This window comes from Arthrobacter sp. P1_B3 (genome assembly GCF_056406615.1).
In genome coordinates, this window is record NZ_JBFTZV010000005.1 from 238,624 (window position 1) to 257,116 (window position 18,493).

General features: G+C 67.8%; 17 protein-coding genes. 6 read left to right on the forward strand and 11 right to left on the reverse strand.

Features of this window, described 5'->3' with window-relative positions; all coding sequences use genetic code 11:
- Positions 1–33 precede the first annotated feature (33 nt).
- The 10 genes from AC1D2F_RS07865 to AC1D2F_RS07910 form a co-directional block, all read right to left on the reverse strand.
- The gene (locus AC1D2F_RS07865) at positions 34–1,752 is read right to left on the reverse strand and encodes a SulP family inorganic anion transporter (RefSeq protein ID WP_229993772.1); all 1,719 of its coding nucleotides are present in this window, start codon (positions 1,750–1,752) and stop codon (positions 34–36) included.
- A gap of 115 nt (positions 1,753–1,867) precedes the next feature.
- Positions 1,868–2,251: a RidA family protein gene (locus tag AC1D2F_RS07870; protein ID WP_229993773.1), complete on the reverse strand. Its 384-nt coding sequence runs from the start codon at positions 2,249–2,251 to the stop codon at positions 1,868–1,870.
- Positions 2,252–2,366: 115 nt separating this feature from the next.
- A complete protein-coding gene (locus tag AC1D2F_RS07875) occupies positions 2,367–2,870 on the reverse strand; it encodes a GNAT family N-acetyltransferase (RefSeq protein ID WP_229993774.1) in 504 nt (167 codons plus the stop codon).
- Positions 2,871–3,009: 139 nt separating this feature from the next.
- A complete protein-coding gene (locus AC1D2F_RS07880; protein WP_364747310.1) occupies positions 3,010–3,852 on the reverse strand; it encodes an inositol monophosphatase family protein in 843 nt (280 codons plus the stop codon).
- Positions 3,849–6,209 carry an NAD-dependent DNA ligase LigA gene (ligA, locus tag AC1D2F_RS07885; RefSeq protein WP_364747308.1) on the reverse strand — a complete coding sequence of 787 codons (2,361 nt, stop codon included), beginning with the start codon at positions 6,207–6,209 and terminating at the stop codon, positions 3,849–3,851. Before ligA ends, AC1D2F_RS07880 begins: the two co-directional genes overlap by 4 nt.
- 110 nt (positions 6,210–6,319) lie before the next feature.
- A complete protein-coding gene (locus tag AC1D2F_RS07890) occupies positions 6,320–7,108 on the reverse strand; it encodes a PP2C family protein-serine/threonine phosphatase (protein WP_229993777.1) in 789 nt (262 codons plus the stop codon).
- Between the two features lie 155 nt (positions 7,109–7,263).
- Positions 7,264–8,544, reverse strand: coding sequence for an adenylate/guanylate cyclase domain-containing protein (locus AC1D2F_RS07895; protein ID WP_229993778.1), 1,281 nt, complete (start codon positions 8,542–8,544; stop codon positions 7,264–7,266).
- The gene (locus tag AC1D2F_RS07900; protein WP_476966505.1) at positions 8,534–9,133 is read right to left on the reverse strand and encodes a PH domain-containing protein; all 600 of its coding nucleotides are present in this window, start codon (positions 9,131–9,133) and stop codon (positions 8,534–8,536) included. Before AC1D2F_RS07900 ends, AC1D2F_RS07895 begins: the two co-directional genes overlap by 11 nt.
- Entirely contained in the window at positions 9,126–10,064 is a 939-nt protein-coding gene (locus tag AC1D2F_RS07905; protein WP_476966506.1) for a biotin--[acetyl-CoA-carboxylase] ligase, read from the reverse strand. Before AC1D2F_RS07905 ends, AC1D2F_RS07900 begins: the two co-directional genes overlap by 8 nt.
- Before the next feature lie 186 nt (positions 10,065–10,250).
- Positions 10,251–11,141, reverse strand: a complete 891-nt coding sequence (locus tag AC1D2F_RS07910; RefSeq protein ID WP_229993781.1) for an SDR family oxidoreductase — start codon at positions 11,139–11,141, stop codon at positions 10,251–10,253.
- Between the two features lie 203 nt (positions 11,142–11,344).
- Here AC1D2F_RS07910 and AC1D2F_RS07915 point away from each other — a divergent pair, with 203 nt between their 5' ends.
- From AC1D2F_RS07915 to AC1D2F_RS07930, 4 genes are all read left to right on the forward strand, one after another.
- Positions 11,345–12,928 (forward strand): acyl-CoA carboxylase subunit beta, encoded by a 1,584-nt coding sequence (locus AC1D2F_RS07915; protein ID WP_229993782.1) that lies wholly within the window; start codon positions 11,345–11,347, stop codon positions 12,926–12,928.
- Positions 12,925–13,182, forward strand: a complete 258-nt coding sequence (locus tag AC1D2F_RS07920; protein WP_476966507.1) for an acyl-CoA carboxylase subunit epsilon — start codon at positions 12,925–12,927, stop codon at positions 13,180–13,182. Before AC1D2F_RS07915 ends, AC1D2F_RS07920 begins: the two co-directional genes overlap by 4 nt.
- Before the next feature lie 96 nt (positions 13,183–13,278).
- Entirely contained in the window at positions 13,279–14,979 is a 1,701-nt protein-coding gene (locus AC1D2F_RS07925; protein WP_476966508.1) for a DUF885 domain-containing protein, read from the forward strand.
- Positions 14,980–15,239: 260 nt separating this feature from the next.
- Positions 15,240–16,682 (forward strand): dicarboxylate/amino acid:cation symporter, encoded by a 1,443-nt coding sequence (locus AC1D2F_RS07930; protein WP_476966509.1) that lies wholly within the window; start codon positions 15,240–15,242, stop codon positions 16,680–16,682.
- A gap of 131 nt (positions 16,683–16,813) precedes the next feature.
- Here AC1D2F_RS07930 and AC1D2F_RS07935 read toward each other — a convergent pair whose 3' ends face one another.
- Complete coding sequence (locus AC1D2F_RS07935; RefSeq protein ID WP_476966510.1) at positions 16,814–17,377, reverse strand: hypothetical protein; 564 nt, start codon at positions 17,375–17,377, stop codon at positions 16,814–16,816.
- Between the two features lie 191 nt (positions 17,378–17,568).
- Between AC1D2F_RS07935 and AC1D2F_RS07940 the strand changes: the two genes are divergently transcribed.
- Entirely contained in the window at positions 17,569–17,709 is a 141-nt protein-coding gene (locus AC1D2F_RS07940) for a hypothetical protein (protein ID WP_476966511.1), read from the forward strand.
- Positions 17,710–17,775: 66 nt separating this feature from the next.
- Positions 17,776–18,492: a TetR/AcrR family transcriptional regulator gene (locus AC1D2F_RS07945; protein ID WP_476966512.1), complete on the forward strand. Its 717-nt coding sequence runs from the start codon at positions 17,776–17,778 to the stop codon at positions 18,490–18,492.
- Position 18,493 lies beyond the last annotated feature (1 nt).

Consider the following 18,493-nt stretch of genomic DNA (forward strand, 5'->3'; position numbering starts at 1 on the left):
CGGCTGGGCAGCACCGGGACACGGGCAACGCTTCTAGCTGGTCCCGTCACGCTCTTTCCGGGCTGCGGCCTGCTCCGCCTGCACGGCCCGGTAGACGTTGCCGTGAATCATGTCCGCCCCGATGCGCTCGATCACGCCGTCGCGCTCCAGGACCGCCCGAACCGCGGGTTTGAGCCGGGTCAGACGCAAGTTGACGTCCGACTCGCGGGCGAGGGTCGCGATGTCCGCCATCTTTGCTGCACCCTGGGAGTCGACGAAATTGATCCCGCCGCAGTCGAGCACAATGCCAGTGAGCCCCGGTGTTGAATGAATGACCTCGCGCAGCCGGTCCTCCAGCGCGTCGGCGGTGGCGAAGAACAGGCCGCCGTCGAACCGGATCACGGCAACGCCGGGAACGATTTCGTCGCTGGGGTGCCCATCGGCTTCACGAAAGACCTGGGTGCCCGGTTCGCGGCCCAGCGACGGCATCTCCGGGTGAGTGGCCACCCGGACGAGCCAGAAGATCGAGAGGCCGATCCCGATCACGACGCCCGCGAGCACGCCGAAGATGAGGGTGCCGATGATCGCTGCGACCGCAATCCAGAAGTCGAACCTCTGCACCCGGGCAAGCCGCCGCATCTCCGGAAAGTTCATCATGCCCATGACGACGGCCTCGATGATCAGCGCCGCCAGCACGGGCTTAGGCAGGTTCGAGAACAGCGGCGCCAGGAAGAGCAGCGTCAGCAGAACTGTGACCCCAGAAGTGAGGGAGGCAAGGCCGGTCTTCGCCCCGGAGTGGTCGTTCAGCGAGCTCGCTGACAGACTCGTCGAGACGGGCATCCCCTTGAACAGTCCAGCGGCAATGTTGGCCAGCGACTGGGCAATCGATTCCTGGTTGATGTCGATCTGGTAGCGGTGCTTGGCAGCGAACGCCCTCGCATCCCCGGCGGTCTGGGAGAAGCCGATCAGGACCACCGCCACCGCCGCGAGAGCCACGGTCCCCACGTGGTCCCACATCAGCTGGCCGTCCGGGACCTCGAGCGAGGGCAGCCCACTGGGCACGTCCCCCACCAGTGCAACCCCTTTGGCCCCGAGATCGAACAGCGCCTCAGCCAGCAATCCGCCCACCACCAGGACCAGGGCACCTGGGACTGAAGGCGCGACAGCTTTCAGCCCGAAGACGACAGCCAGGGCGATGGCTCCCACCAGTACGGTGGTCGGCTGCGCCTCGCCCAGGGTCCCCAGCCAGGACCACAGTTCCTGAATCGGGTTGGAGCCGGTGACCTCGGTACCGGTGAGCTTGGGGAGCTCCCCGATGACGACGTCGATCGCCGCGCCGAAAAGGAAGCCGGTGACCACGGCCTTCGAGAGGAACTGCGCAATCCAGCCCATCTTGAAGACGGCAAGAAGCAGGAACAGGATCCCGGCGGCGAGGGTGATTCCCGCAACGAACGAGGCGATATCTTGCTCGCCGGTGATGCCTGCCGCGAGCACGGCACTCGCGGCCACCGCCGCCAGACCCGAGCTGGGCCCCATCGAGATCTGCCGGCACGTGCCGAAGATCGCGTACACGATGGCGCCGGCGGCCGCGGCATACAGCCCGTTCTGCAGCGGAATCCCCGCGATGCCTGCATAGCCCAGGTTCTTAGGAACGATCAGGGCCGCGACGGTGACGCCGGCGATCAGATCGCCCCGCAGCCACGAGCGGTCATAGGAGCGGAACTGGCCGATGAGGGGAATCCTGGTAGGCCCCTGCCCGTGCGCCTTGGTCATGCGCCCTTCATACTCCAAGTCCGGACGTTCCGCCAGAGTCCCGGTTCCAGCAACGCGGGGTCAGCCACGGCCCAAGGGGAGCGCCGGAACGGGCGGTAAGACCCCGCGTTGGTTTCTAGCTGGCGCTCTTCTGGGCGACGAGTTCGATCTCGACGAGCATCTTGGGATCCAGGAACGGCAGCACATGCACGAGGGACAGCGTGGGACGGATGTCGCCGAAGACCTCGCCGTGGGCGCGGCCGGCCTCTTCCCACTTGCTGATGTCCGTCAGGTACAGCTTGGACTGCACCACGTCCTCGAAGCCGAAGCCGGCCTCGGCCAGCACTGCGCCGAGCTTCTGCAGGATGTAGCTGGTCTGGGCATAGAAGTCGTCGCCCACAATTCCGTCCTCGCCGCTGGCGGCGGTCGCGGAGATGTAAAGGGTGTTGTCCACCTGGACAGCCCGGGAATAGCCGAGGGCCTGTTCCCAGGTGGAGCCGGTACCGAAGGTCTTGCGCATGGTGGGCCTTTCGCAGTTGCCGCAGGGGATCGGCACAACTTTAGGTCGCCAGGGCCAAGAGCTGCCAAACCGGGTTGCTTTGTGTCGGCGGCCCTGCGCGGGGCCTCTGCCCTGGCTAGAGCTCCTGGCGGTAAACGAGCAGTTTGATGTTTGTGCCCGGCACCAGCCAGTCGCGCTCCGGCGCCCGCAGGAAGCCGGTCTTCCGGTAGAGGCCGTGGGCACTTTCCCAGCTCTCGCCCGTGGTGAGGGCCACGGCGTGGATTCCGGGCAGGGCCTTGGCGTGGTCGATGATGGCCTGGACCATGGCCTTGCCGGCGCCGCTGCGCTGGACGGACGGGTCCACCACGAGCATCCGGAACTCGAGCTCGTCGCTTTGGGCGATGTCCGCGTAGGGCTCACCGGCGACCGCCAGCGTCACGGAGCCCAGGATCCGGCCCTCGCGCTCCGCGACCCAAACCGTCGCGGCGGACGCGCGCTGCCCGACCTTCTGGATCTGCTGCATGTACGGGTGGTCGGCGCTCTCAAAATAGCCCGCCGCCAGGTAGGCGTCCCGGGTGATGCGCGCTATGGCGTCGTAATCGGCCGGAACGGCGGGGCGAATGAGGATCTGCGAAGGCACCTGTCAATGGTACGGGCGCCCGGACCGGGCCGTGCCCGGAAAAGCCGTTTCCGTGACTGAACTATCACTCGGAGGCCCATCACTCAGGAGCATCATTCGGGCCCATCATTCCGGCCAGGGCCGGCCCGGCGAGACGACGTTAGAGCGGGAACTTGCCGGAGAGTTCCAGCGGTCCGGCGCACGTCCATGCGGCGAGGCGCTCGTCGTCGGAGGGGCCGCCGGCCAGGGGGCTGGTGAGCCGCGGCCTGCGCACCCAGCAGCCTGCTTCCTCGGCGATCAGGGCCCCGGCGGCGAAGTCGTGTTCGTTGAGCCCACGCTCACCGTAGGCGTCGTGGGTGCCGTCCGCCACGAGGCAGAGGTCCAGCGCCGCCGAGCCGAGCCGGCGCATGTCGGCGAAGCCGTCCATCAGGCTGCCGAGGCCTGTGGCCTGTTCCGCCCGGACGTCGGGATCGTAGCTGAAGCCGGTGGCCAGGATCTGGCCGGTCCGGCCGGGGACCGGCCCGAAGAGGGCGGTCAGCTGGCCCTGCTCCTGGAGCCAGGCCCCCTCGCCGCGGGACGCGTAGTAGGTGCGTCCCAGCGCCGGTGCGCTGACGACGCCGGCCAGCCAGACGCCGTCGGCGTCCGCCACTGCCACGGAGGTGGCGTAGTAGACGATGTTGCGGATGAAATTGGTGGTGCCATCGAGCGGGTCGATGGACCAGCGGTAGCCGCTGGGCGCCGCCGGCAGGACGGTGCCGCCCTCCTCCCCCGTGATGATGTCCCACGGCCGGGCGGCGGTGATGACGTCCCGGACGGCGGCCTCGGCGGCGAGGTCGAAGGCCGTCACCCAGTCTCCTGAGTCGCCCTTGTTGCTGACGTCCAGGGCGGCGGTTTTCCGGGTGGCCAGGACAGCGGCCCCCGCCGCCGCGGCCGACTTGGCCAGCTCCAGCAAGGCAGGAATGCCGGGCGCGGACTCGGGAGGACCGGCGGGGCGCGTGCTCATTCGGTCGCCGCAGCCTCGACGCCGAGGAACTCGCCGTCGTCGCCAGTATCCTGGACGCCTTCCGGGACGCCGTCCGTAACGCTGTCCGCGGTGGTCCGGGCCGGCCCGTCCGCCAGCAGCGCCCGGAAGCCGTCCTCATCCAGCACCGGGACTCCGAGTTGTTCGGCCTTGTCCAGTTTGGTGCCGGCGTTATCGCCCGCCACCACGTAGCTGGTGTTCTTCGAGACCGAGCCGGCCGCTTTGCCGCCGCGGATCAGGATGGCTTCCTTGGCTTCATCGCGGCTGAAGCCCTCGAGGCTTCCGGTCACCACGATGGTCAGCCCTTCCAGGGTCCTGGGCGTGGACTCGTCGCGTTCGTCCGCCATCCGGACGCCGGCGTCCGCCCAGCGGTCCACGATGTCGCGGTGCCAGTCCTCGGCAAACCATTCGGTCAGCGCCTGGGCGATGACCGGACCCACGCCGTCGACGCTGGCGAGCTCCTCCTCGGAGGCCCGCCGGATGGCGTCCATGCTGCCGAACGCGGTAGCAAGGGCGCGCGAGGCCCGCGGGCCGACGTGCCTGATGGACAGGGCCACGAGGACCCGCCACAGCGGCTGGGACTTCGCTTTCTCCAATTCCCGGAAGAGCTTGTCCGTGGTGGCCGTGGGCTTGGACGGGGTCTTGGTGGTGGCCTTGGTGTAGAAGTAGGGCACCAGCTCGATTTCCCCCGTGCCCACGCCCTTGGAGCGCTTCTCCCGGCGGACGCGGACGTCCGCGAGCTGCTCCGGAGTGAGGTTGAACAGGGTCGCCTCGGTGGTGAGCGGCGGCGTTGCGGGCTCGGCGGGCTGGGTCAGGGCGATGGCGGCTTCCCAGCCGAGGGCCTCGATGTCGAAGGCACCGCGGCCGGCGAGGTGGAAGACGCGCTCGCGCAACTGCGCCGGGCAGGACCGGGAGTTGGGGCAGCGGATGTCCACGTCCCCTTCCTTTCCGGGGGCCAAGGGCGTGCCGCAGGCGGGGCATTCGGTGGGCATGATGAAATCGCGGACGGGCGGGTCCTGGGCGTCCCGCAGCGCCAGGACCGGGCCCACAATTTCCGGAATGACGTCTCCGGCCTTCCGCAACACCACGATGTCGCCGATCTTCACGCCCTTGGCCTTGACTACTTCCTGGTTGTGCAGGGTGGCCATTTCCACGGTGGAGCCGGCAACCTTGACTGGTTCCATCACGCCGTACGGGGTGACCCGGCCGGTGCGGCCGACGTTGACGGCGATGTCGAGCAGCTTGGTGTGGACCTCTTCGGGCGGGTACTTGTAGGCCACGGCCCAGCGCGGCACCCGGGTGGTGTAACCCAGCGCCCGCTGTGTGGCGAAGTCGTCCACCTTGATGACAATGCCGTCGATCTCGTGGGTGAGGCTGTGCCGTTTGTCGCCGTAGCGCTTGATGAAGTCCAGCACGTCCGCCAGCCCGGCGAGGACCTCGAAGTAGGGGCTCGTGGGCAGTCCCCACTCGGCGAGCTTGCGGTAAGTCTCCGACTGGCTGGCAATGTCGAGCCCCTCGCGGGCGCCGATGCCGTGGACGTACATCCGCAGCGGACGCTTGGCGGTTTCGGCGGGGTCCTTTTGCCGCAGCGAGCCGGCTGCGGCGTTGCGCGGGTTGGCCAGCGGCGCTTTGCCGGCCTCGATCAGGGCTTCGTTGAATTCCGCGAAGGCCTGGGACGGGATGAACACTTCGCCGCGGACTTCCATCTCCGCCGGGAAGCCGCTGCCGCTGAGCTGCTGCGGGATTTCCTTGATGGTCAGGACGTTGTGCGTGATGTCCTCGCCGGTGGTGCCGTCGCCGCGGGTGGCGGCCCGGACCAGCGCCCCGTCGCGGTAGAGCAGGTTGACGGCCAGGCCGTCGATCTTCAGTTCGGTGAGCCACGACGGCGGGTTGCCGCCATTGCTGCCGTTGCCGAGCTTGGCGACGCCCGCCTCGGCCTTCACCATCCAGGCCTCAAGCTCCTCGAGCGAGAAGACATCCTCCAGGCTGTACATGCGCTGCAGGTGTTGGACGGCGGTAAACGCCGCTGACACCTCGCCGCCGACTTCCTGCGTGGGCGAATCGTTGGCCACCAGTTCCGGATTCATGGCCTCGATCGTTTCCAGCCGCCGGTAAAGCTCGTCGAACTCGGCGTCGGAGATGATCGGAGCGTCCTCCTGGTAGTACGCAAAACGGTGTTTGCGGACCTGTTCCACAAGGTCCTCATACTCCGCGCGGATGTCCCCGGACGGGACCTGCCCCCCGTCGGGACCTCGAGGATCCGTGGCGTGCCCGGGGGCTGCTTCGGCTGCTTTTTCAATCCCTGCTGCGGTCTCTGCTGCGGTCTTCCCTGTGCTCACAGACCTATCCTGCCCTAGATCCACGACATTGTCCGGTCCAGGGGTAGGGCCCCGGGCCGGCCCATGGTCCGGTCAGGGGTCCGGTCGTGGGGCCGGTCAAGGGGCCGAGGTCAGACGGGCGCATCCTCGTTTGCAGTCCGGGCGTCGACCACGATCGCCGTGATGTTGTCCCGGCCGCCGCTGCGCAGTGCCGCCTGGATCAGTTCGTCTACCGCCGCCTGGGGGTCCGCTTCGGCCGCAAGGATGCCGGCAATCTGCTCATCGCCCAGTTCCCCGTTGAGCCCGTCGGAGCAGACCAGGATCCTGTCGCCGTCTTCGAGGGGCAGCAGCCAGTAGTCGGCCTCGGAGTCGTGTCCGGTTCCCAGGGCTCGCGTCACGACATGCCTGCGCGGATACACGGCGGCCTCGGCTTCGGTGATCTGCCCGGTGTCAAGGAGTTCCTGCACCTCGGAATGGTCCACACTGATCTGGGCGAGCTGGCCGTGGCTGTACCGGTAGGTGCGTGAATCACCGATGTTGAGGACAAGCCAGTACGGAACGTCCAGCTGTTCCACCACCACGACGCCGGACAAGGTGGTTCCGGCGCGGGATCCGGTGGCGTGACGGATGCCGGCGTCAGCCATGAGCAGGTACTCCTGGAGGATGTCCGCCGTCGCGTCCCGGCTGCCGGTCTTGAACTGTGGCAGCTCGGCCAGGGTGCGCACGCAGATGCCGCTGGCAACTTCGCCCGCCTCATGCCCTCCCATGCCGTCCGCCACGGCGAAGACGGGGTCTGCGGCAATGAAGGAATCCTCGTTCGCCTCCCGGCGCAGTCCCCGGTCCGTGCCGTACCCGCAGCGCAGGCGCGGTCCCCGTTTCCCGTCCGACGGCGGGAAGGGGGCGTCTGGCGTTGGGTTCATGGCGGTCCTCAATGAAGTGGTGCGCGGCTGCGGTGGTGCGCGAGGGTTGACGGCGGTCACAAACCCGGCCGGATCGCAACTGCCGGTCCGACTATTGCATATGCGCCGCACAACTGAGAAGCCCGCCACGGGCTACCGCCGGGCTGATCCGGCGATCAGTCCAGGATCAGGCCCCGGCCGCTGCCGGGCTGCAGCTGCACCGGGTGGATTTCACCGAACCCGCGGACGTCCTCGGCCGGGCGGGGCACGAGGACGAAGCGTTCGTCCTGCTCCAGCGCGGCCGCGGTCATCGAATCCACCAGTACCGTTCCGGGGTCCGCGAGGGCCGTCAGGCGGGCGGCGAGGTTGACGGTGGGTCCGTAGATGTCGCCGAGGCGGGAGAGGATGCGGCCCCAGACCATGGCCACGCGGGCCTGGGGCAGGATCTCGTCCTCGGTGAAGGCACGGCACAGTGCCAGGGAGATCTCGGCGCCGGCCGCGGGGGTCTCGGCAATGTAGAGGACTTCGTCGCCGACGGTCTTGACCAGCCGGCCGCCGCCGACGGAGATGATTTCGGCACATTTGTTCTCGAAGCGCTGCACCAGCTGGGCGAGGGTTTTCTCGTTCATCCGGCGGGACAGGCTGGTGTAGGACACCAGATCGGCGAAGCCAACGGCCCGGGCCAGCGGCAGCGGCGAATCGTCCTCGTCGCCTTCGCGGCCCTCTTCGCTGGACTGCAGTCCGGCCTCGGCCCGGACGGCCAGGCGCTGCACACCGGCGTTGAGCTGCCGGCGCCAAGAATAGACGAGCATTTCCTCGAGGGCGTCAATAAGGTTCGGCAGCTCGCTGACCAGCCGCTTGCGCGCGACGGCGTCCGGCACGCCCTGTTCCTGGACCATGTCCTCCACCAGGGCCTCGATCTGCCACACGACCATCCGGTCGGTCATCTGACCGATGGCCCGGGTGATGGAGATGGCGGCTTCCTCCGTGAGCTTGCCGTCACGCACGAGGTCCACGATGGTGGACAGGGCGGACTGGTCGCGCTCGGTGAAGGCCACATCCTCATCCCCGAGGTTGGGAAAGCCGAGGGCGCGCCAGAGTTTCCGGGCAGAGAGCAGCGAGAGTCCGGCGCCGGCGGCGACTTCACGGCGCCGGAGCTTGCGTTCGCCGCCCAGCAGGCGGGCTTCGAGGGCCTTGGCGGCAAGCCGTTCGGCGGACATCGTTCCAGTAGGCGGAGTGGCAGGTTCCGGGGCGCGCTCGAATTCGGGTTCGGCGGGTTCAGATTCGGATTCGGCGGGTTCGAATTCGGCTTCGGGACCGATGAGCGCGCCGGCTTCAGTGTCGAAGGCGGTCTCGGCGCCGCTGCCGGGCGCAGCCGGACCGGCGACGTCTTCGGACTCCCGGGGCAAATCAGGGGCAGCGAGGTCGATGTCCTGGTGGACGTTCTCAGCGTTCATCTCTTCCACCTTCTCTCGTCTCCCATGGCCAGGCCTCGCCCGGGTTGTAGGTCATGCCATCGGCCCCGAACACCTCGTCCTTGGGGAGATCGCCGATAGCGTCCAGCATGAAGTTGCGGAATGTCGCGACCTCCGGGACATCTGGGACCACCATTCCAACGGGGTACCCGGTCTCCAAGGATATATTCCCGGAGCGCAATAGCCGCTGCAACAACGATTGCTCAATGGCCACATGGCGGACGGCGGCGAGGGCAACCTGTTCATCGCGCCGCCGTAACATGCCGTACCGGGTAACTAAGCGCTGGCTGGTCAGGATGTAGCGGGTGGCGTGCCACGCAATGACCCGCGGGAGGCAGTAGCCCACCAGCACCCACGCCGCCAACCCCAGGCACACGGCAACCAGCCAGGGCGTCCAGTCCTTGGGGATGAGCGGAATGAGCCGCGCCGGCCCGCCCTTGACAACCCAGGCGCAGGCGTAGGCCGCCAAGGCCGGAACGACAATGAACATCAGCCCCGGGACAATGAGCATCCTGGGCTGGGGCCGGGTCACCACAATCACTTGCTCTCCCGGCAGGAGCACTTTACGCATAACCGCTTTCCGCGCCGCCGCGGCCGTCGCCCTGCCCGCCGGTTCCGGCCGGGTTCCACGGCCTCAGGTGCACGACGTCGCCGGCCGTCACCACATGCTCATGGCCCGCTGCGTCGACCACCAGGAGCGAACCGTATTCGTCCAGGCGCGTGGCGTGGCCAATAATCTCGTGATCGCCCGGGAGCTGGGCACGGACCTGCTTGCCGAGGGTCGACAGCAGGTGTTCCACCCTCTTATGCAGCGACGGGCCGCCGGCCATGCCGGCGGAGGGGTCGCCGTCGGCGTTGCAGAAACTCCGGTAGAGGGTGGCGAAGCGGGACAGGTAGCTCTTCAGGAGCTCCGTCCGGTCCACCGTGTCCGGATTCTCCAGCAACACGGACGTGGCGGTGGGGACCGGGAGCTCGGGCTCGGTCAGCGTGACGTTCAGGCCCGTTCCCAGGATGACCGGGGGCGTGCCGGCGCCGCCGAGCGGACCGAGCTGGGCCAGGATGCCTGCGATCTTCCGGCCCCGCACCAGGACGTCGTTGGGCCATTTGAGTTCCGCCGGAAGGCCAGCCGTTTCCGTCAGGGCCTCACGCAGGGCAAGGGCGGCCAGGAGGGAGAGCCAGGAGTAGCTGTGGGTCGGCAGCGGCCGGCCGGCCGCGTTGACGGGCCGCAGCACCAGCGAGACGGAGACGGAGCTGCGGGCCGGCGCCTCCCAGCGGCGGTCGAGCCGGCCGCGCGCGGCGCTTTGGTACTCGGCGGTAAGCACCGACAGGTCCGGCCAGGCGGTGGGATCCTCGGTCACGCCGCGGAGGAGATCGGCATTGGTGGAGCCGGTGGACTCAACCACCGTCAGCCGCGGAATTCCGTTGGCGGACAGGAACGCCTCATCGCTGAGGGCACTCAGGTCGAGGTGCGGACGGTCCGGGGTTTCCTGCACGGCTTCCATGCTTGAATCCTACCGAGGAAAGCGCACCGAGGCTCCCGCCCCCGTTGACTCAAAACCTCTGCTGAAACTCCCCACCTTTGGCCGGCATGTCCGGCGGGTCGGCCGGACACGCCGGGGATTTTCGGCGTCAGATCCTCAAAGCAGGGGAATTTCCGCAGGGCAGGCGGCCGAAAACACTCAGCAAGTTCAGAGGAAGATGTCCGGCACCAGCTGATCCTCCGGCGCGCCGAGGCTGTACGGGCTGAAGTCCGTTACCCCTGCCGCCGCCAGAACTTCTTCATCCGTGTAGAAGTTTCCGCTCCGGCTGCCGTGAGCCGGGACCGCATTGGCGCCAGTCAGCACGGCGTGGGCGGCGTCGGCCATGATTTCGGGGCTGCGGGCGCCCTTGACGATTCTGTCGCCGCCGGGCATGTTGCGGATCGCCGCGGTGTCGATCAAGGTACAGGGCCAGAGCGAGTTCACGGTGACGCCGTCGGCCTTGAGTTCCTCGGCCAGCCCCAGCGTGGTCAGGCTCATGCCGTATTTCGCCATGGTGTAGGCCAGGTGCAGGCCGGCCCACTTGGGGTCCAGGTTCAAGGGCGGGGAGAGCGTGAGGATGTGCCCGGCCTCGGATGCCCGCAGGGCCGGCAGCGCCATCTTCGAGAGCAGGAAAGTGCCACGGACGTTGATGTCTTGCATGAGGTCGTAGCGCTTCATGTCCACGTCGTCGGTCGCGGAGAGATCGATCGCCGAAGCATTGTTAATGACGACGTCGATCCCGCCAAAGCGGTCCACAGCGGCGCCGACAGCGCCGGCGACGTCGGCGTCGTTGCGGACGTCGCCGACCAGCGGCAACGCCTGGCCGCCGGCGGCCTCGATCTGTTCGGCGGCGGTGTACACGGTACCCTCCAGCCTGGCGTGCGGCTGGCCGGTCTTGGCCATCAGGACGATGTTGGCGCCGTCCCGGGCTGCGCGGAGCGCGATCGCCAGGCCGATGCCGCGGCTGCCCCCGGAGATGAGGACAGTGCGGCCCTGGAGGGAACCGGCGGCCTGGTACGGCCCTGCGGCGGTGCCCGAAGCATCATTGCTTGAAGTCATGCCCACACTCTAGCGGACTGATGTTACTGACGGGTAACAAGGCGGTGCGGGAGCTTCGCGGCGGGAAAATTGTAGGTTCCCTACAGCGGCACCTGCCAATACCGTCACTAGACTTGCCAGCAGAGCCCTGCTTTTGTGGATTCCAGCCAAAGGACACAGCAGACGGGCGCCGTACAACTTAGCAACAGAGCCGGAGACACTTGATGAGCCACGATCTGACCACGACTGCGGGAAAGATTGCAGATTTCCGCGACCGCCAGGCCCGTGCCGAGCAGCCCTCCGGTCCGGAAGCGATCGCCAAGCAGCACGCGCGCGGCAAGAACACCGCCCGCGAGCGCATCGACCTGCTGCTGGACGCCGGCTCCTTCGTCGAATTTGACGCGCTGGCCGTGCACCGCTCCACCGCGTTTGGCATGGAGAAGAAGAAGCCGCTGGGCGACGGGCTCGTCTCCGGCTACGGCACGGTGGACGGCCGCCCGGTCGCGGTCTACAGCCAGGACTTCTCCGTCTACGGCGGCTCGCTGAGCCAGGTCAACGGCGAAAAGATCGTCAAGGTCCAGGAGTTCGCACTGCGCAACGGCTGCCCGGTGGTCGGGATCCTCGACGGCGGCGGTGCCCGCATCCAGGAGGGCGTCGCCTCCCTGGCCATGTTCGCGGACATCTTCCGCAACAACGTCCACGCCTCCGGAGTCGTCCCGCAGATCTCCCTCATCATGGGCCCCTCCGCCGGCGGCGCGGCGTACTCCCCCGCCCTGACCGACTACGTGGTCATGGTGGACAAGACCTCCCACATGTTCATCACCGGCCCCGACGTCATCAAGACCGTCACCGGCGAAGACGTGGACATGGAAACCCTCGGCGGTGCCCGCCAGCACAACGCCAACACCGGCACCTCGACGTACCTGGCCTCCGACGAGGCCGACGCGGTCGAGTTCGTCCGCGAACTGCTGGACTTCCTGCCCTCCAACAACCTCGCCGAAGCTCCGGCGCTGGAGCATTCCCAGGAGCTGGAGGTCGACGACGACGACCTCGCCCTGGACGCGCTGATCCCGGACTCGGCCAACCAGCCGTACGACATGCGCAAGGTCATCGAGCAGATCGTCGATGACGCTCACTTCCTGGAGATGCAGTCCCTCTACGCCCCGAACGTCATCATCGGCTACGGCCGGGTTGAGGGCCACACGGTAGGCATCGTTGCCAACCAGCCCATGCAGTTCGCCGGCACCCTGGACATCGCGGCATCGGAAAAGGCCGCCCGCTTCGTCCGGCACTGCGACGCCTTCAACATCCCCATCATCACGCTCGTGGACGTCCCGGGCTTCCTGCCCGGCAAGGACCAGGAGTTCCAGGGCATCATCCGCCGCGGCGCGAAGCTGCTCTACGCCTACGCCGAGGCCACCGTGCCCAAGCTGACCGTGATCACCCGCAAGGCCTACGGCGGGGCCTACATTGTGATGGGCTCCAAGAAGCTCGGCGCGGACCTCAACCTCGCCTGGCCCACCGCCCAGATCGGCGTCATGGGCGCCCAGGGCGCAGTGAACATCCTGTACCGCCGTGAACTCGCCGCGGTGGCAGAGAACGGCGGCGACGTCGAGGCCAAGCGCGCCGAGGTGATCCGCCAGTACGAGGAAGAGCTGCTCAACCCCTACCAGGCCGCCCAGCTCGGCTACGTGGACGCCGTCATCGCACCGTCCGAGACCCGGGTGCAGATCATCAAGGGCCTGCGCGCCCTCCGGGACAAGCGGGCCGCCCTGCCCGCCAAGAAGCACGGGAACATCCCGCTGTGATCCCCACCGGTCCAGCCAGCACCCCCCTCGAGCCAGCCACCGGGCCAGAGGCCACACCCGAGGTCCTGTTCTCCGTCGCCAAGGGAGAACCGACGCCGGAAGAGCTGGCGGCGCTGACCGCCGTCGTGCTGACCCTGGGGCAAGCCCAGCAGGCCGCCCCGGAAAAGCCCGGTGTCCGGCACTGGGTCCGCCGGCAGCAGCTTCGGCTGGCACCCAGGCCCGGCCCGGAAGCCTGGCGCCGCAGCCTCGGCTGAGCGTCCTCGGCTGGGCGGCAGCCTGTTTCTTACCCGGCCCCGGAAAAAAGTTCAGTGACTCTTTCATAACCACCGCGACCGGGCTAGTCTCGTCGGGTGACTACCGAAATCATCGCCTCAGACAACACTGCCCCCGCGCGCCCGCAGACCGCCATTGACGCCGTCGCCGACGCCTACACGGACACCCTGATCCGGCTCAACCCGAGCTTCGCCACCGAGCTCGGCCTGCCCGGGCACGAGACCGAGTACCAGGACTTTTCCCCCTCCGGCCACGAGGAATTCGCGGCCGCCGCGCGCGAGGCCCTCGCGGCGCTGGACGGGCTGGAGCCGGTTGACGACGTCGACGCCGTCACCCTCGACGCCATGCACGAGCGGCTGGGCCTGCAGCTGGAAATCCACGAATCGGGCTGGCACACGGCCGATCTGAACAACATCGCGTCCCCGTCCCAGGACATCCGCGCGATCTTTGACCTTATGCCGACGGACACCGCCGGGCAGTGGGGGCACATCGCGGGCCGGGCCCACAATGTCCCCGCCGCGATCGACGGGTACATCGAGTCGCTGCGTTCGGCGATGCAGGACGGCAAGGTGGCCGCTGCCCGCCAGGTGTCGATCGTGATCGAGCAGGCCACCAAGCACGCCGCGGAAGACGGCTTCTTCGCGAAGCTCGCCGCCGGCGCCAAGACCGCGGAGGGCCCGCTCCCGGCGGAACTGCAGTCCCAGCTCGACGCCGGCACGGCCGCCGCCCGGGTGGCGTACTCCCGGCTCGCTGGCTTCCTCGAGGCCGAACTCCTGCCCGTCGCCCCGGCCAAGGACGCCGTGGGCCGCGAGCGCTACGCCTTGGCGTCCCGGGACTTCCTCGGCGCCACCGTGGACCTGGAGGAGACCTACGCGTGGGGCGTCCAGGAACTCGACCGCCTCATCGCCGAACAGGAACGAGTAGCCGGGGAAATCCGGCCCGGCGCCACAGTCGAGGAAGCCAAGGAGATCCTGAACAACGATCCCGCCCGCCAGCTCAAAGGCACCGACGCCCTCCAGGCCTGGATGCAGGAACTTTCCGACAAAGCCGTCGCGGAGCTCGCCGGCGTCCACTTCGAGATCCCGGACGTCATGAAAACGCTGGAGTGCCGGATCGCACCCACCGACGAGGGCGGCATCTACTACACGGGCCCCTCGGAGGACTTCAGCCGTCCCGGCCGGATGTGGTGGTCCGTGCCGGCCGGCGAAGACACCTTCACCACCTGGGCCGAAACCACCACGGTGTATCACGAGGGCGTACCCGGCCACCACCTCCAGGTTGCTACCGCCACCTACCGCCGCGAGCTGCTGAACAAGTGGCGCCGCAGCGTGTGCTGGACCTCGGGCCACGGGGAAGGCTGGGCGCTCTATGCGGAGAGGCTCATGCAGGAACTCGGCTACCTCGGCGATCCGGGCGACCACATGGGCATGCTGGACATGCAGCGCATGCGTGCGGCCCGCGTGGTGTTCGACATCGGCGTGCACCTGGAGCTTGAGGTCCCCAAGCGCTGGGGCAGCGGCATCTGGACAGCGGACAAGGGTTTTGAGTTCCTCCGCGCCAACCTGCCGATCAGTGAGGGCCAGCTGAAGTTCGAGTTCACGCGCTACCTGGGCTGGCCGGGACAGGCACCGTCCTACAAGGTGGGCCAGCGGCTCTGGGAGCAGATCCGGGCAGAGCTGGAATCCCGCCCCGGCTTCGACCTCAAGGCCTTCCACACAAAGGCCCTGAACATCGGCTCGGTGGGCCTCGACACCCTCAAGCGCGCGCTGCTGGGGTAGGTCGCGTTCCGCGCGAACCGAAACTCGGCATGGCAGTTCGCGGCAGTGTTTCCCAAAAAACACTGCCGCGAACTGCCATCTCGCGTGACCGGCGGCGCCCGGGACGAGACAATCACCACATTCCGCCCGGGAATAACTTCACAATCGGGCAGTCTTCCGGCAGAATTCCCGGGATTTGGCCGTCGCGGCGAAAATACCGCCGCGTAACATTTCTCAACATCCGTTGGTCATGCTATTCGTGACGGTCCTAGCGTGTTCCGGTGACCACTCAGACAAGCACCCCCGCACCTGCTGGAAAGACCGGGTTCCAGCTGCCCAAATGGGCCGGCTCGTTCGGCTTCCAGATCATCGCCGCCCTGATCGTCGGCCTGGGCCTTGGCCTGCTGGCCAAGTACACCGGCAGCACCAAGGCAAACCCCAACGCCCTCGGCACAACGCTGCAGACCATCGGCTCGAGCTACGTCTCGCTGCTGCAGACCGCCGTGGTCCCCCTGATCTTCACCGCCGTCGTCAGCTCAATCTCCAACCTGCGCGCCGTTTCCAACGCGGCCCGGCTGGCCTGGAACACGCTGCTCTGGTTCGCGATCACCTCGCTGATTGCCGTGCTGATCGGCATCGGCCTGGGCGTGCTGCTGCAGCCCGGTGCCGGCACCGGCATCAGCCAGGAAGCGAAGTACGCCGGCAAGTCCGGTGACTGGTGGGCCTTCCTCACCGGGCTGTTCCCGAAGAACTTCCTGGGCCTCGGCGCGAGCACCACGGTCACCGACGGCGTCGCCACCACCGCCGTGAGCTTCAACGTCCTCCAGATCCTCGTGATCGCGATCGCCGTCGGCATCGCCGCGCTCAAAGTGGGCAAGGCGGCCGAACCCTTCCTGGCCCTGAACGCGTCCGCCCTCGCCGTCATCCAGAAGGTCCTCTGGTGGATCATCCGGATCGCGCCGCTGGGCACCGTGGGTCTGATCGGCAACGCCGTGGCCGTCTACGGCTGGGACACCATCGGCTCGCTCGGCAAGTTCACTGTGGCGATCTACATCGGCCTGGCTCTTGTGCTGTTCGTGGTCTACCCCGCCCTGGTCCGCAGCCACGGCCTGTCTGTCAGGCAGTACTTCTCCGGCGTGTGGCCGGCCGTGCAGCTGGCCTTCGTCTCGCGCTCCTCGATCGGCACGCTGCCGCTGACCCAGCGCGTGACCGAGCGGAACCTGGGCGTGCCCCGCGCCTACGCCTCCTTCGCGGTGCCGCTCGGCGCGACCACCAAGATGGACGGCTGCGCCGCGATCTACCCGGCCGTGGCGGCGATCTTTGTGGCCCAGTTCTTCGGCATCCAGCTGGACTTCACCCAGTACCTGCTGATCGCGCTGGTGTCCGTCCTCGGCTCCGCCGCGACCGCCGGCACCACGGGCGCCGTCGTCATGCTGACGCTGACACTCTCCACGCTGGGACTGCCGCTGGCCGGCGTCGGCCTCCTGCTGGCCATCGACCCGATCCTGGACATGGGCCGCACCGCCGTCAACGTGGCCGGGCAGGCCCTGATCCCGGCGATCGTGGCAAAGCGCCAGGGCATCCTGGACGAAGCGCTGTACAACGCGCCGCGCAACGGCGACCCGTTCAGCGACGACGTCGACACGTCCGCCGTTGATCCGTCCGCTGCCGCAGCTCCCGCGAGTGGACGGGACGAACGCGAACTGGCCGACGCGAAGGCGTAGCTGCTGAACGAGCGTTTTACAGGAAGCGTGTACAGGAGAAGTCCCCGGGAACCCCCGGGGACTTCTCTGGTTTTAACCAACGTTGACCTAAATCCATCGGCCCAAATCCACCGGCCCAATTCCACAGCAGCCTAGCGGCCGCCGATCACACCCTTTTCGGCGGCCTTGGTGACGGCATCCGCTTCTGCCTGGGTCAGGGTGCCGTCCTTGACGGCCTGGTCCAGCCGGGGCTTCAGGGCTGCCGCGTGCTTGGCCTGCTCGGCGGTGCGCAGTTCCTCCAGGGCGGCAGTGACCTTGGCTTCATCGATGCCGAGCGACTTCGCCAGGGAAGCGGCCAGGGCCTTCTCCATCGCGGCACGGTCCGGTTTCTGTCCTGGCTGCCCGGGGGCCGGCGCGGTGGTGGGCTTGTTGGCTTCGCGGAAGGCCTTCAGGGCGTCGGCGACCTTGGCCTCGTCGACACCCAGCTTGGCCGCGAGCTCCTTGGCGCGGGCGCCGAACTCCGCGCCGCCGTGGCCGTGGCGTCCACCGCGCATGCCGTAGCCGTCGGCAGGGTTGGTCCCGGGGGCACTCGAGCTGGGGGTGGGGGTGGGGGTGGGCGCCGTGGTCGCGGAGGCCATCCCGGCGACTCCGAGCCCGGCGCCCAGTGCGACGGCCGCCGCCCCGAGGCCGAGCGCGATTTTGGTTGTGCGTGACATGTGCTGTCTCCTGATCTGCGCAGTGGTGACGGCGCTTGAAGCTGATGGTTCTGCTCCGCGAGCACCTCCAGTCTGCACCCGCCCCAGCAGGGATAGCTGTTTCCCAGCTTTCACTTTCCTGTGAATCCGGCAGGGATACTGTGCAGCATGGCGCCGGTCGCGCGGGCGGCAAAAGTGGGTAGGCTCCGGGCATGCTGATCGTGACATCGAACGACATTCCGGGCATCGGATCGACGCCGTCTTCGGCGAAGTCATGGGCCTATTCCGGCGGCACGGCCAATTCAGGCGGCCAGACCAATTCAGGCGGCACGAAGGTCCCGCTCAAGCCCTGATTCCAGGCCTACCGGTCTCCCCGAAAATACTTGCGCAGAGTGCAAACATGCACGTAGTGTAAGCGCGTGTCCACACCACCACCTCCTTCCGCCGCCCAGGCTTCGCCATCCGGTGAGTCCGGCGAATCCGGCGCCGCACCGCCATCGCGCCGCGAACTGAATAAGGCGGCCACCCGGCAGGCCATCACGGCCGCCGCCATGGACTTGCTCCGCACGCGGGGTCCCGGAAACTTCACGGTGGAGGACATTGCCGAGGCAGCCGGCATATCCCGCCGCACGTTTTTCAACTACTTCGCCAGCACCGAAGTGGTCATTGCCTCGGTGACCCACGGGTTCCTGGACACGGCACTCCAGCAGTTCCGGCTCCGCCCTGCTGGCGAGCCCATCCTGGAATCTGCGCGGGCGGCCCTGGTTGAACTCGCCGACCCCATGACAGTGGCGCCCCTAGCCGAGCTGTACAGCATGGGCCAGGCGAACCCGATGCTCAGCCGTTCCGAACTGGAAGCCTGGGACCACTGCACCGTTGAGATCATCGACGCCGCCCGTGAGCGCTTCGCCCAGGGCTCCGGCGTCGAGATCGACGAACTGTACCTCCGCGCCCTCGCGGGCTCCATCATCTCGTGCGGAAAGGCCGCCATGGATGTCTGGTTCGCCCGGTGCGGCGGCGACCTCAGCCCGGATTCCCTGTCCATCCTGCGCCAGCTCCTCATTGATTCCATGAGCTTGCTCGGCTCCGGTTTCGCATCACACTCCCCCGCCACCCCTTCCCAAGATCGGCACTGAC

Excerpts from the sequence above, each read along its gene's own strand:
- AC1D2F_RS07865 (WP_229993772.1), bottom strand. The coding sequence starts at position 1,752 with ATGACCAAGGCGCACGGGCAGGGGCCTACCAGGATTCCCCTCATCGGC.
- AC1D2F_RS07870 (WP_229993773.1), bottom strand. The coding sequence starts at position 2,251 with ATGCGCAAGACCTTCGGTACCGGCTCCACCTGGGAACAGGCCCTCGGC.
- AC1D2F_RS07880 (WP_364747310.1), bottom strand. The coding sequence starts at position 3,852 with ATGAGCACGCGCCCCGCCGGTCCTCCCGAGTCCGCGCCCGGCATTCCT.
- AC1D2F_RS07890 (WP_229993777.1), bottom strand. The coding sequence starts at position 7,108 with ATGAACCCAACGCCAGACGCCCCCTTCCCGCCGTCGGACGGGAAACGG.
- AC1D2F_RS07895 (WP_229993778.1), bottom strand. The coding sequence starts at position 8,544 with ATGAACGCTGAGAACGTCCACCAGGACATCGACCTCGCTGCCCCTGAT.
- AC1D2F_RS07900 (WP_476966505.1), bottom strand. The coding sequence starts at position 9,133 with ATGCGTAAAGTGCTCCTGCCGGGAGAGCAAGTGATTGTGGTGACCCGG.
- AC1D2F_RS07905 (WP_476966506.1), bottom strand. The coding sequence starts at position 10,064 with ATGGAAGCCGTGCAGGAAACCCCGGACCGTCCGCACCTCGACCTGAGT.
- AC1D2F_RS07910 (WP_229993781.1), bottom strand. The coding sequence starts at position 11,141 with ATGACTTCAAGCAATGATGCTTCGGGCACCGCCGCAGGGCCGTACCAG.
- AC1D2F_RS07915 (WP_229993782.1), top strand. The coding sequence starts at position 11,345 with ATGAGCCACGATCTGACCACGACTGCGGGAAAGATTGCAGATTTCCGC.
- AC1D2F_RS07935 (WP_476966510.1), bottom strand. The coding sequence starts at position 17,377 with ATGTCACGCACAACCAAAATCGCGCTCGGCCTCGGGGCGGCGGCCGTC.
- AC1D2F_RS07940 (WP_476966511.1), top strand. The coding sequence starts at position 17,569 with ATGCTGATCGTGACATCGAACGACATTCCGGGCATCGGATCGACGCCG.